Below are 12,581 nucleotides of genomic sequence, written 5' to 3' on the forward strand. Positions count from 1 at the left end.
GTTTATCTGCCGATAGAAGAATCAGCTAAGCGATTACGCTATTATGATTCAGGTGGCAGACTCCCCTGACTTTACAGGAGCCCGAATATGAGCATCGACAGAACACAACCGACAAAGCCCGCCAGCACTGTGCAAACACGTGACAGCAGCGAGCCACAAACGGCGCGTGTGCGTCAGAGTGACAGCACCACAGCGACCACGCCAGCCGCCGCCCAGGTAAGTCTGAGCAGCGCACAGGCGCAGTTGATGAAGCCGAGCAGCCAGGACATCAACGTCCAGCGCGTAGAACAATTAAAAACCGCCATTCGCAATGGCGAGTTGAAGATGGATACCGGCAAAATCGCTGATGCGCTGATTGCCGACACTAAGGCGTATTTAGAGGGTAAATAATCCCCATGAGTAATTTGCTGACCACGTTAGATAAGATGCAGGAAGTGCTGGTGTCTCTTGCCACCGTTCTGGATGAAGAGCAACAGCAGCTGTCGTCTGGAATGATCAACAGCAACAACCTGCAGCGTATTACGGAAGACAAGAGCGCGCTGCTGAGTACGTTGAATTATTTAGACGAGATGCGTCGTAGCAACGAGAAAAGTCTGGGTACATCTGCACCTTATCGTGGTCAAAGTGACATGGCGCGCCGCTGGGAAGGTATTCAGCAGCATACGCGTCGGTTACATAACGCAAATACACACAATGGTATTCTGTTGCAGCATCAAATTACCTTTACCCATGACGCGTTAGACATTTTGAAGCCGCATCAGACGCAGGCGTTTTATGGTCCGGATGGTAAAGGACAGGGCCAGGCAACGTTAAGTCGTAAAATCTGATCTGTTCTCCTCCCTCCCGGTATCGCGGGCTGTCTCAGCGAATCTGATGCAGGCGTGACCCGGGCAGACGTTAAAAAGCCATCATCTCGCTGAGAAGATGGTTTTTTTTGTGCCCATTCGCTGGGTTCATCTCTCGTCTGCGCAAGGCGTAGCCCTTCTTTTCTCTGCTCAGCGCCTGACGGAATGACGCAATGCACTCACGGGTACGCCAGGCGCATCCCGCGATATTCTCCGCAATACAGGCGATTCAGCCTGTTCGCCCAAAGGCCTTCGGTTGAACGTTTCAGTTATTGCTGTACAGCTTGTGCGGAGTGCCGCCGGACGCGCGTTCACCACACAGGTAAAACGCGCGCCTTGAGCCTTTCCCGGCTTAAAATGCCTCCCAGTTTTCCTGTCCACGCTCAGGCGGAATGACGGGCGCCACAGCCGCTTTCAGGGGCACAGGGGGAGTGGTGTTCGCATGTTTCAAAGGCGAGCTTTTAAGTTTGAAAACCGAAACGGCCCGGGTCAGTTTGTCAGCCTGCTCTTCAAGCGAGGCGGCTGCAGCCGAGGCCTGCTCAACCAACGACGCGTTCTGCTGTGTCACATCATCCATCTCGGTAACGGCCAGGCTGACCTGCTGAATGCCCCGGCTCTGCTCATCGGAGGCCGCCGCGATCTCCGAAATGATGTCATTTACCCGACGGAAAGCTTCTACCGTTTCCATCATGGTGCTACCCGCATTACTGACAAGCGTGGTGCCGCCGTTGATAAGCCCGACCGAAGCAGAAATGAGCCCTTCGATCTCTTTGGCCGCCTGCGCACTTCGCTGCGCCAGACTGCGCACTTCGCTGGCAACCACGGCGAATCCGCGGCCCTGTTCTCCTGCCCGCGCGGCTTCCACCGCCGCATTTAGCGCAAGAATGTTGGTCTGGAAGGCAATGCTGTTGATGACGCTGGTGATCTCGGCAATCTTTTTCGAACTGCCAGAGATATCGTCCATGGTTTTCACCACGCGATTAACGATGTCCCCGCCCGTATGGGCTTTGTCAGAAGCGTCAGAGGCAAGCTGACAGGCGTGGTGAGCATTGTCAGCGTTCTGTTTCACCGTGGCGGTCAGTTGCTCCATGCTTGCCGCTGTCTGTTCCAGTGACGCCGCCTGCTGTTCTGTTCTTGAGGAGAGATCGGTATTTCCGGATGAAATTTCGCCCGCGCTCTGGAGAATGGCAATGGCGCCGTCGCGCACGGTTCCAACCGTACTCGACAGCGAGGACTGCATCAGTTGAAGACGCGAGAGCAGCAGGCCTGGCTCGTTTCGGCCACAAACGTCGGGCGGCAGCGTCAAGTCACCATGTGCAATCAGGTCGATGCGCGAAAGGGACTGCCGTAACGGGGTAATAATGACCTTTTTTAACAGAACAAAAGCCAGTAGTACGATCGTCACCGATGCCACAAAAGCCGCCAGCATCGTGACATAGCCCGTATTCACCTGATCCACCGCACCCTGTTTTATCGCCTGCGACCGCTGATTGCGCATATCAATCGCTTTCATCAACACATCTTTATAGGCTTTATCGAGTCTGTCGGCTTCTGTTTCATCGGCGATGATTTCTTCAAAGCTCCCCTGTTTCGCCGCGTCAATCATCGGCAGCAAACCTTTACGAAGATAATCGCTAAAACGTGCCTGAAGCTGTGTATCAATATCCGCGCCTTCGGGCGATGTGACGGCGCGATGCAGATAAATGTTAAGCCCTTTCTCTGCCTTCTTCAGGCTGACATCTGTTGCAAGTAAATGCGCTTTATAGTTATCCGTGTCCGCAATGCGCGCGGCGGCACCCGCCTGAATGATTTGCAGCCGTGCCGAACGCATATGTGTCGAACTGTCGAGCAGCCCCTGGCGAACCGCAATCTCGTCAGTCGAATCATCCAGCGAGTGTTTGCCCTGAGCAAGAAACCAGGCCGAAAGGCCTATGCCAGAGACGAATAACAGTAAGATGCAGCCAAATATCAGGCTGAATAAAGGAACAAGCTTAAGGTTATGCCAGAGACTCAGCTTGACGTTGTCATTGGCTGTGATGTGCATTTTCGTTCTCTCCTTATGTGATGAACTGTTTATAGTCATCGGCAGGACAAGGGCAGTTTTTACGATGAAATTGACCTCAGAATCAATTCCTTACAACATGTCATCATTCTCACGTGATGTTTTTAATCAAGCTAAATATCACGTCAACAGACCTGTGTTTTTAGCGATTTTTCAGGAAAAAACATCTTACTGTCACAAAGACGTTCAACGTGAATATCAGGCTGAGCGCGATATTCACGCGGCAGCTTATGACGTTCACCATCGCCCTGGGTTAAACAACAGAAAGGCCGCAACGTGCGCCGTTGCGGCCTTGCTGACAGATGACGCACCGAATAAGGTTCGGCGCAGGTTTATAGCTAGACGGTTGTGCGCCGTGCGTAATCCCGCAGGCGAAAACCCATCAGTCCCAGGGCCAGGAAGTAGGCTCCCCCGCCTACCGCGCAGATGAATGCGAGTCGAAGCAGGCGCCAGAGCATATTCCCTTGTTCCCAGACGGGCATCCAGTACAACATGCCAAACAGCGCGGCTGCCATTATCGCAACGGCCACCAGTAAGCGCAGCAGGAAACCCAGCCAGCCCGGTTGCGGCTGGAAGATCTTCTTTTTGCGCAACTGCCAGTAAAGCAGTGAAGCATTGAGGCAGGCCCCCAGACCAATCGAGAGCGCGAGGCCAGCATGCTTAAGGGGACCGATAAAGGCCAGGTTCATGAGCTGAGTCACGATCAGCGTGATAATGGCAATTTTGACCGGGGTTTTAATGTCCTGGCGCGAATAAAATCCCGGTGCCAGGACTTTCACGACAATCAGCCCCATCAGCCCGACCGAATAGGCAATAAGCGCGCGCTGGGTCATGGCGGCATCGAACGCGGTGAATTTGCCATACTGGAACAGCGCGACAGTCAGGGGACCGGATAACATGCCCAAGGCTACCGCGCTGGGTAACGCCAGCAAAAAGCACAAACGCAGGCCCCAGTCCATTAAGCGTGAATACTCATCGTGATTGCCGCTGGAGAAGCTTTTCGCCAGCGACGGCAACAAAATGGTGCCCAGCGCCACGCCCAACACGCCGGAAGGAAACTCCATCAGGCGATCGGCATAGTACATCCAGGAGACCGAGCCCGATACCAGGAAAGAGGCAAAAATGGTGTTGATAATCAGCGAGATTTGACTGACGGAGACGCCCAGGATGGCCGGCCCCATCTGACGCATGACGCGCCATACGCCTGCATCACGCAGATTAAGACGCGGCAGTACCAGCATGCCGAGTTTCTTAAGATGCGGTAACTGATAGCCTAACTGCAGCAGTCCACCCACGACGACGGCCCACGCCAGCGCCATCACTGGCGGATGGAAATGCGGCGCCGCAAACAGGGCAAAACCAATCATGCTGACGTTCAGCAGCGTGGGGGCAAAAGCCGGTACGGAAAAGCGGTTCCAGGTGTTAAGTATTGCCCCGGCCAGGGAGGCAAGGGAGATCAACAGAATATAGGGAAAGGTCACGCGCAGCAGCGCGCTGGTCAGGGCGAATTTATCCGCCGTATCCGCGAATCCTGGCGCAGTGACCAGAATCACCCAGGGCGCGGCAACCATTCCCGCAACCGTCACAACAGCCAATGCCAGCGTCAGCAGCCCTGATACGTAGGCAACAAATAACCGCGTCGCCTCTTCGCCCTGCCTGCTCTTGTACTCGGCTAAAATGGGCACAAAAGCCTGTGAAAATGCGCCTTCCGCAAAAATGCGTCGCAGCAGATTCGGCAGTTTAAAGGCAACAAAGAAGGCATCGGTAGCCATACCGGCCCCGAATACGCGCGCCACAATGGCATCACGGGCGAAGCCCAGCACGCGGGAAAACAGCGTCATGGAACTGACCGCTGCCAGCGATTTCAACAAATTCATAATTGACGGGGCATCCTGAAAAATCGGCAAAATGCGTGACTTAGCACGGGTTATGTCACATCTCGGCCGATAGTCTACTGCCATCGCGCGAAATGACCAGTGCTGAGTGTTACAAGGCGTTATTCCCGTTCGGCATCACGCCACATCGATTCGACCACGCGTTGCGCCAGCAGGGCCTGCTCGCCACTGGTCTCCGGCTTTGTCTGATTTTCGACACACTGGATAAAATGCTCTGCGGCCCCGACGAATCCGCGCTGGGCCAGATGGCTCTGCCAGGACGGAGAAGGCGTAATCACCACGCCCGCCCCTCTCTCCACCTGACTATCGCGCATGTCATGAATATCAATGCATTGGCCATCGCCAATGGCGCTGACGCGTTCGCGCTGGCTTCCTGCCCGACGATGCATGCTGGTCGTGACCTGCAACTGTCCGGCATTGAAATGGTGCTCAGCATACAGCATCTGTCCCTGCTCATTGGTCGAGATATGCCCCTGACGCGGAAGCGAACGTCCCCCGGCCAGCCACAAGGCGGTGTCGACAACATGGAGATAATCATCCAGTAACGTGAAGCGCAGATCCTGTGGACCCACGCTGTCGCTACGGTGTTTCTCAACACGCAGCGAAGCAACCGATGCCATCTCGTCTTTGAGCTGCTGATAGGCGGGTGCAAAACGGCGATTAAAGGCCACCATCAGTCGGCGCTGTTTCTTTTCGGCCAGCGTAACAAGCGCCTCGGCCTGATTCAGGGTTTCTGCCAGCGGCTTATCGACACAGACGTCTTTTCCCGCCTGCAGCAGTGCATGCACGACCTCATAGTGACTGGCCGTACTGGTGTGAACAAACACGGCATCGCAGGCGGCCGCCAGGGCATTCAGCGTGCTGAAACAGGGGATCCGGTAACGTTCGCATACGACCTGCGCGTTCGCCTGGTTAGGCGAAAAGGCACCCACTAACTGCCAGGCACGTGCCTGCGATAATACGGGCAGCCAGGCCTTTTGCGCGATGCCGCCTAAGCCGACCACACCAATACGAATTGTCATTTAGTGTTCTCTTTCCTGTAACAGCGCCAGCTGCGCCTGTAAGTCTGCCACCTGCTGCTCCAGCGCGACGACGCGCTCCAGCAGGGCGACATCATGTGTGACTGCGTCAACCTGCATCGGTGCGGGCGCTACCTCGCCGGCCAACAAGTGCATAAAACGGCTTTCACGCTTGCCGGGCTCACGGGCCAGGCGTACAACCATCGGGCCGTCATCGCGTGACGCCAGCCCTTCCAGGGTCTGTTCAACTTCAGCCACGTCGGCAAACTCGTGCAGGCGTCCGCTTCGCGTGCGCAGTTCACCCGGCGTCTGCGCGCCGCGCAGGAACAGAAGCGTCAGAACGGCCACTTCTGCACTGCTGAGATGCAGATGTCCAAATGCCGAATTGCAGAAGCGCTGCTCATATTTAACGACCCGCTGGCCGAAGCCACTGTTCGCCGTCACCAGGTGTTTTTTAACCAGCTGATCGAGCGCATTCTGGACATCGCTTTCGCTCAGTTCCATCACCGGCTCGCGGTTTGACTTCTGGTTGCAGGCGTTAACCACCGCATTCAACGAAAGCGGGTACTGTTCCGGCGTGGTCACCTGTTTTTCCAGCAGGCAACCTAACACGCGCAGAGCCTGTACCGACAAGGCTATCTTCATTTACCCCTCCTCGGGTTATCCACGACGGTTGGGCGTCCATTCTTTGCAGGTCAACGCCGTCAGGACATGATCCTGCCACTCGCCATTAATCATTAAATAATTTTTAGCATATCCCTCTTTTTCAAACCCGAGGCGCGCCAGCAGATCGCCACTACGCTGGTTGTGCGGCATATAGTTAGCCATGATGCGATGAATATACTGTTGCCGCTGCATATAACGAATCGCCGACTGCAGCGCCTCAAACATCATGCCCTGCCCCTGCCATTTTTCGCCGAGGGAATACCCAAGGTAACAGGCATGAAACGCCCCGCGCAGGACATTGCTGAAGTTAGCCACGCCGCGTACCTCGGTTTCGTTGCTGTCCATCAACACAAAGTAGAAAGCCGATCCCTGTTTATGCATATCCGCAATCAGGCCGAGCCGCGCCTGCCAGCCAGAGGGATAACAATGGCTGTCATCGCGAACCGGTTCCCACGGCCTGAGAAAATCGCGATTTTCCGCATAGTAATCCGCTAACCGCCACGCATCGCGTTCGTGAACCAGTCTTACCACCAGCCGCTCGGTCGTGAGTCTCACCCTCAGCGCGGCAGAACGATAGCCAAACATCATCTCTCCTGAAATCCATGGCGGGAAGGAAATGCCAGTCTTTGATAACGTTCACTATAACCGTCGCCAGGTCTGCGGTAAAACGTTACGCACGCAATCACAGGCGGGCTGGCCGTTTATGCTCCCGTACGATTACAGTGAAACCGCTCTTAACTGTTGCGCTGCAGTCTGCGCGACACAAAAGATGCATCACGTGCCCTGTCCTGCACGTGAACCGTTGCCCATGCTGGCATTGAGGGGTCAGCCGCCACGGATAACGATGCCTGACCTGCTGGACGGGGCCTGGCTGAGCCGGTGATCGCCTGCGAAGGGCGGCCAGCCCTGCCGCGAAAGGCACGTTCGGCTACCCTAACTCAGCCCATTCCTGATGACAGACTGCACGCATTAGGGCAGGCTATGCCCTGATCTACTTTTTCATTTAAACGAGGGAATTATGAAGAAGGCTTTTCACGGGCTGATTGCCCTGTTTTTCGCGGTATTGCTGAGCGGCTGTAATCAGTTAACCCAGTACACCATCAGCGAGCAGGAGGTCAATCAGGCGCTGCAAAAACACAATAATTTCGAAAAAGACGTTGGCGTATCAGGGCTGGTGAATGCCCATATTGTCCTGAATAACCTGACCAGTCAGATTGGTCGCGAAGAGCCGGGTAAAGTAACGTTATCGGGTAATGCGAAAATCAACGTGTCCTCGCTGTTTGGTCCGCAACAGGCCGATATGCAGTTGAAGATGCGTGCGCAACCGGTGTTCGACAAACAGCAGGGTGCGATTTATCTGCGCGATATGGAAATTGTGGATGCACAGGTTCAGCCAGACAAGATGGCGTCCATTATGAAAACGCTGACGCCGTACCTGAATCAATCGCTGAAAAGCTATTTTGACCAGCAGCCTGCCTATGTGCTGAGTGCCGATCGCAGTAAAGCCGAATCGCTGGCGAAGAAATTTGCTAAAGGGTTGGAAGTGAAGCCAGGCGAGCTGGTGATCCCGTTCACCGATTAGCGCGTTCCGACACATTTATCGCCTGCCTGATCCGCGCCTTTCGGCGCGGATTGCTTATCAGATGCAAAAACAGGTGCAAACGGTTGCCTGAGTCCTTATGCTTATAACCCGGCCTAAACACGCCATTCGTTTATCCTTCATGCCGGAGCCGTATTAATGACCGCACAACCTCAGCAACTTACTATCCGCCGCCCAGATGACTGGCATATCCATCTTCGTGATGACGAGATGCTTAAAACGGTGCTGCCCTACACCAGCGCGGTGAACGGTCGGGCTATCGTGATGCCCAACCTGGTTCCGCCGGTGGTGAGCGTCGCGGCGGGCGAAGCCTATCGCGACCGCATTCTGGCCGCGTTGCCTGACGGTCATGACTTTACCCCGCTGATGACCTGCTACCTGACCGACTCGTTAGACGCCGAAGAACTGGCGCGCGGTTACCACTCCGGCTTGTTCACTGCGGCCAAGCTCTATCCTGCCCATGCCACAACCAACTCCAGCCATGGCGTGACCAATATTGCGTCAATCGCGTCGGTGCTGGAGCGGATGCAAACGCTGGGCATGCCGCTGTTAGTGCATGGCGAGGTGACTGATTCACATATTGATATCTTTGACCGTGAAGCCCGCTTTATTGAAACGGTGATGGAACCCCTGCGTAAGCAATTCCCTGCGCTGAAAGTCGTGATGGAGCATATTACGACCAAAGATGCCGCAGATTATGTGGAAAGCGCCAATGAAAACCTGGCCGCTACCCTTACTCCCCAGCACCTGATGTTTAACCGCAACCATATGCTGGTGGGCGGAATTCGTCCGCACCTTTACTGTCTGCCCATTCTGAAGCGCAATACGCATCAGCAGGCGTTGCGCAAGGTGGTGGCCAGCGGTCATCCACGTTTCTTCCTGGGTACCGACACCGCGCCTCACCTGAGCCATCTGAAAGAGAGCAGCTGCGGCTGTGCTGGCGTATTTAATGCGCCGACCTCCCTGCCCGCTTATGCCACGGTGTTTGAAGAGATCGGTGCGCTGGCGCATTTTGAAGCATTCTGTTCAGAGAACGGTCCCCGCTTCTATGGTCTGCCGCTGAACGAAGGCACCATCACGCTGGTACGTGAGCCCTGGACAGTCGCAGAAACAATTGAAATGGGATCACATCAGTTGGTGCCGTTCCTGGCCGGTGAAACGCTGAACTGGCGTGTAAAATAATTTCACTTGCCTCCGGCATATTTATACTGTAGTTATATACAGTATCTTATACGGAGGCTTTTATGCGTGTTGAAATTACCGTTGCCAAGACCCAACCTCTACCCGCTGGTGCGATAGAAGCCCTGAGCCAGGAACTGTCGCGCCGTATCGATGAACACTTCCCGCAATTCACCAATCACGTCAAAGTGCGTTACGCCACGGCTAACCAGCTAAGCGTGATGGGCGGAGATAAAGAGACGCGTGAACAAATCAGCGAAATCCTGCAACAAACATGGGAAAGCGCTGACGACTGGTTCATTACCGATTAACCGCCACTGTGCTGTTTTTTGCCGGGTTTCGCCACCCGGTTTTTTTATCTTCATTTAAAGTCTGCCTAACCCCTCTCCCCATCTGGACTCTGAATGATCAATGTCCTATGCTGGCGCTGATCATGCATAAAAGGAGTTGCATCCCATGACTACAGATAAACCCGAAGAAGCGATGACCTTTGGCGAGTTGTTAACGCTGATTGGTGAACAGCAGCGTCGTTTAACGGTGCTGGAAAATGCGTTCTCCAGCCTGATTTTCTGTCTTGATGACCGGGCCAGTCAGTTACTGGTGCACAATCTTTCTCTTGAAGCCCAGAATCAAAACCATGATGAGCAACTGCAGCAGCAGTTTGCGCGCCTGGCCGAAACGTTACAGAAGCGCAGTGGGACAACCGGCGCGGAGACCGCCCTGATCTGACTTGCGTTTAACGTCAGAGATAAACCATTTTTACTGTTTAAATCAGGACGACTACCTACCTGTCATTCTGGTATTATATCTTCTCAGCTTTACCGTTTTAGGGAAAACATTCTGCTTTCAGGCGTTCCGTGATACGTTTTAATCAGTAAATCGCTATATTGCTGTTATAATTGTTTCGCAGTGGAAATAAAAAAGCCGCATTGAACCTCATCATGCACTTCGTTTAACGAGTAATAAGGAGGTTATAATGGACAGTCGCAAAGATGTAATTCAGACCCATCCACTGGTGGGCTGGGATATCAGTACTGTTGACAGCTATGATGCGATGATGATCCGCCTGCACTCTCTTTCGTCGCAAGATCAAACAGAAGAAGACGCAGACGTTGGCCCAACTTACTGGCTGACGACTGATGTAGCAAAGCAGTTCATCTCCATTCTTGAAGCCGGTATCGCCAAGATAGAATCTGCCGAGCAAGTAGAACGACTACTAAAGAAGCATTAATACTGCTGCATCAGCAAGGCACCCTTCAGGGTGCCTTTTTTATTGGGCTTTCTGGTATGCTATTGATTATGTAACCCTTTCAGGAGTTCCATTTTCATGATTTACGATCTTATTGTGGTCGGGAGCGGCTCAGTCGGCGCAGCAGCAGGCTATTACGCCACGCAGGCCGGCCTCTCCGTACTGATGATTGACAGCGCCCATCCGCCTCATACTCAGGGCGCCCACCACGGCGAAAGCCGCCTGATTCGTCATGCTTACGGAGAGGGCGAGCGCTACGTGCCGCTGGTATTGCGTGCGCAGACGTTGTGGGATGCGCTTGAGCAGCAGGCTGGCGAGCGCATTATGCACCGGTGCGGCGTCCTGAATATCGCCCCTGCCCATTCCGTGTTTATTCAAAACGTCATCAACAGCGCAAAAGCCTGGCAGCTTCACGTCGAGATATTACAGGCCGCGGAGGTCAGAAAACGCTGGCCGCAGTTTAACGTCCCCGATGAGTACCTGGGCGTATTTGAGCCTCAGTCCGGTTTTTTAAAAAGTGAACAGGCGGTGCGGAGCTGGATTAAGCTGGCGGAAAAACAGGGCTGCGCGCAGCTGTTTAACTGCCGCGTGACGCAAATCAGTCGTGAAGGCGATTTACAGCAGGTCACCACGATTGACGGCATTTACCGTGGGCGAAAAATGCTGGTGAGCGCCGGGACATGGGTCAGCAAACTGGTGCCGAATTTGCCGGTGGCACCCACGCGTAAGGTCTTTGCCTGGTATCAGGCCGATGGTCGTTACAGTGAAAACAATGCCTTTCCCGGATTTACCTGCGAAATGGCCGATGGCAGCCAGTATTATGGTTTCCCTGCCGATAACAATGCCCTGAAGTTAGGCCGCCATGATGGAGGCCAGTTGATGACCCAACCCGAAGATCGCAAACCCTTCGGTAGTCTGGCCGTCGATGGCAGCGAAACATTCCGCTTTTTGCGCCAGTTTTTACCCGGCGTTGGCGTGTGTTTGCACGGGGAAGCCTGCAGTTATGATGTCAGCCCCGACGAAGACTTTATTATCGATACCGCGCCGGGCGATCCTGACCGTCTGGTGATAACGGGCTTAAGCGGACACGGTTTCAAATTTGCCAGCGTGTTAGGCGAGCTTGCCTGTCAGTTTGCTCAGAATCAGCCTTTCAGTTTTGATCTCACACCGTTCAGGCTGTCACGCTTTCAATAAACAGGGTGCGGCGGCCCGGTTTTAGGCGGCGCCGCACTGACATATATTTACATTCCGGTTTTTTCTGACGCCCTTCCTGCGGTGATATCCACGCAAACAGGCCCGTTTATCCACTTTTCCACGTCTCAGCGCCGGCGTAAAAAAACCTTGTTCAATAATATTGTGCTTACGCGCACCGCTACGCGAGCCGATTTCATTAGTACAGAAGATATTTATAGAAAAGTAAGCATTATTGCTTTTGTGTTTCATTCTATAGATTCTTATTTCTACTTATTCTCAAGATACCGCTGCAAAAATGTTGCTAAGAAATTCACCCGGTCGTTATGGATGGCTCTCCATTTTCTTACACTGGTCAATGGCATTGGTTATCTATGCCATGTTCGCCCTGGGATTATGGATGGTTGGGCTGAGCTATTACGACACCTGGTATCATAATGCGCCAGAGATTCATAAGAGCATCGGGGTCATTCTGATGCTGGTCCTGATTATTCGCCTGATATGGCGCGTGGTTTCGCCGCCGCCTAAACCCCTGAGCAGTTATTCCCCTCTTGTGCGCATCACGGCTGTCCTGGCGCACGGATTACTCTATGGCCTGCTGATCGCTATCCTCTTCAGTGGCTATTTGATCTCTACCGCCGACGGCAAACCGGTTTCGGTGTTTGGTTGGTTCTCTCTGCCTGCTGTACTGACCGGCGCGGGCGAACAGGCAGATTTAGCGGGAGATATTCATTTATGGCTGGCCTGGAGCATCGTGATCCTGTCTGTGTTACATGGCCTGGCCGCACTAAAGCACCACTTTATCGATCGCGATATCACCCTGAAAAGGATGCTGGGTCTGGGCATCCGTTCACCCTCTGAAAAGGAAAAATAAA

General features: G+C 53.9%; 14 protein-coding genes. 9 read left to right on the top strand and 5 right to left on the bottom strand.

Going from position 1 to position 12,581, the window contains the following annotated elements; translation table 11 throughout:
* Positions 1 to 87: 87 nt before the first annotated feature.
* Together flgM and flgN are read left to right on the top strand one after the other, a co-directional pair.
* On the top strand, positions 88 to 390 hold the full coding sequence (flgM, locus tag GKC68_RS14370; protein ID WP_028722413.1) for a flagellar biosynthesis anti-sigma factor FlgM: 303 nt from the start codon (positions 88 to 90) through the stop codon (positions 388 to 390).
* 5 nt (positions 391 to 395) lie between these two features.
* The gene (gene flgN, locus GKC68_RS14375; protein ID WP_028722412.1) at positions 396 to 827 is read left to right on the top strand and encodes a flagellar export chaperone FlgN; all 432 of its coding nucleotides are present in this window, start codon (positions 396 to 398) and stop codon (positions 825 to 827) included.
* A 370-nt stretch (positions 828 to 1,197) separates the two neighbouring features.
* Here flgN and GKC68_RS14380 read toward each other — a convergent pair whose 3' ends face one another.
* The 5 genes from GKC68_RS14380 to rimJ form a co-directional block, all read right to left on the bottom strand.
* Positions 1,198 to 2,889 (bottom strand): methyl-accepting chemotaxis protein, encoded by a 1,692-nt coding sequence (locus tag GKC68_RS14380; protein ID WP_342656276.1) that lies wholly within the window; start codon positions 2,887 to 2,889, stop codon positions 1,198 to 1,200.
* Positions 2,890 to 3,245: 356 nt separating this feature from the next.
* A complete protein-coding gene (gene murJ / locus GKC68_RS14385) occupies positions 3,246 to 4,784 on the bottom strand; it encodes a murein biosynthesis integral membrane protein MurJ (RefSeq protein ID WP_221611094.1) in 1,539 nt (512 codons plus the stop codon).
* A gap of 119 nt (positions 4,785 to 4,903) precedes the next feature.
* Positions 4,904 to 5,824 carry a Gfo/Idh/MocA family oxidoreductase gene (locus tag GKC68_RS14390; protein ID WP_028722409.1) on the bottom strand — a complete coding sequence of 307 codons (921 nt, stop codon included), beginning with the start codon at positions 5,822 to 5,824 and terminating at the stop codon, positions 4,904 to 4,906.
* Positions 5,825 to 6,466 carry a DUF480 domain-containing protein gene (locus GKC68_RS14395; protein ID WP_064367281.1) on the bottom strand — a complete coding sequence of 214 codons (642 nt, stop codon included), beginning with the start codon at positions 6,464 to 6,466 and terminating at the stop codon, positions 5,825 to 5,827.
* A gap of 15 nt (positions 6,467 to 6,481) precedes the next feature.
* Entirely contained in the window at positions 6,482 to 7,072 is a 591-nt protein-coding gene (gene rimJ, locus GKC68_RS14400) for a ribosomal protein S5-alanine N-acetyltransferase (protein ID WP_014606141.1), read from the bottom strand.
* 433 nt (positions 7,073 to 7,505) lie between these two features.
* On the opposite strand from rimJ, the gene GKC68_RS14405 reads away from it, so the two are divergent.
* The 7 genes from GKC68_RS14405 to GKC68_RS14435 all read left to right on the top strand — a co-directional run bounded on the left by GKC68_RS14405 (position 7,506) and on the right by GKC68_RS14435 (position 12,580).
* Positions 7,506 to 8,069, top strand: a complete 564-nt coding sequence (locus GKC68_RS14405; RefSeq protein WP_014593411.1) for a lipoprotein — start codon at positions 7,506 to 7,508, stop codon at positions 8,067 to 8,069.
* Positions 8,070 to 8,225: 156 nt separating this feature from the next.
* Complete coding sequence (gene pyrC, locus GKC68_RS14410; RefSeq protein WP_013025337.1) at positions 8,226 to 9,269, top strand: dihydroorotase; 1,044 nt, start codon at positions 8,226 to 8,228, stop codon at positions 9,267 to 9,269.
* Between the two features lie 62 nt (positions 9,270 to 9,331).
* A complete protein-coding gene (gene dinI, locus GKC68_RS14415; RefSeq protein ID WP_028722405.1) occupies positions 9,332 to 9,577 on the top strand; it encodes a DNA damage-inducible protein I in 246 nt (81 codons plus the stop codon).
* 145 nt (positions 9,578 to 9,722) lie between these two features.
* The gene (locus tag GKC68_RS14420) at positions 9,723 to 9,995 is read left to right on the top strand and encodes a hypothetical protein (protein WP_014606143.1); all 273 of its coding nucleotides are present in this window, start codon (positions 9,723 to 9,725) and stop codon (positions 9,993 to 9,995) included.
* 247 nt (positions 9,996 to 10,242) lie between these two features.
* A complete protein-coding gene (gene bssS / locus GKC68_RS14425) occupies positions 10,243 to 10,497 on the top strand; it encodes a biofilm formation regulator BssS (protein WP_013025334.1) in 255 nt (84 codons plus the stop codon).
* 96 nt (positions 10,498 to 10,593) lie between these two features.
* Positions 10,594 to 11,709, top strand: coding sequence for an N-methyl-L-tryptophan oxidase (gene solA, locus GKC68_RS14430; protein ID WP_342656277.1), 1,116 nt, complete (start codon positions 10,594 to 10,596; stop codon positions 11,707 to 11,709).
* Between the two features lie 295 nt (positions 11,710 to 12,004).
* Positions 12,005 to 12,580: a cytochrome b gene (locus GKC68_RS14435; RefSeq protein WP_047713784.1), complete on the top strand. Its 576-nt coding sequence runs from the start codon at positions 12,005 to 12,007 to the stop codon at positions 12,578 to 12,580.
* The last annotated feature ends 1 nt before the right edge of the window (position 12,581 follow it).

The sequence above is a fragment of the Pantoea sp. RSPAM1 genome (assembly GCF_038816185.1).
In the GTDB taxonomy this organism is placed as follows: domain Bacteria; phylum Pseudomonadota; class Gammaproteobacteria; order Enterobacterales; family Enterobacteriaceae; genus Pantoea; species Pantoea ananatis.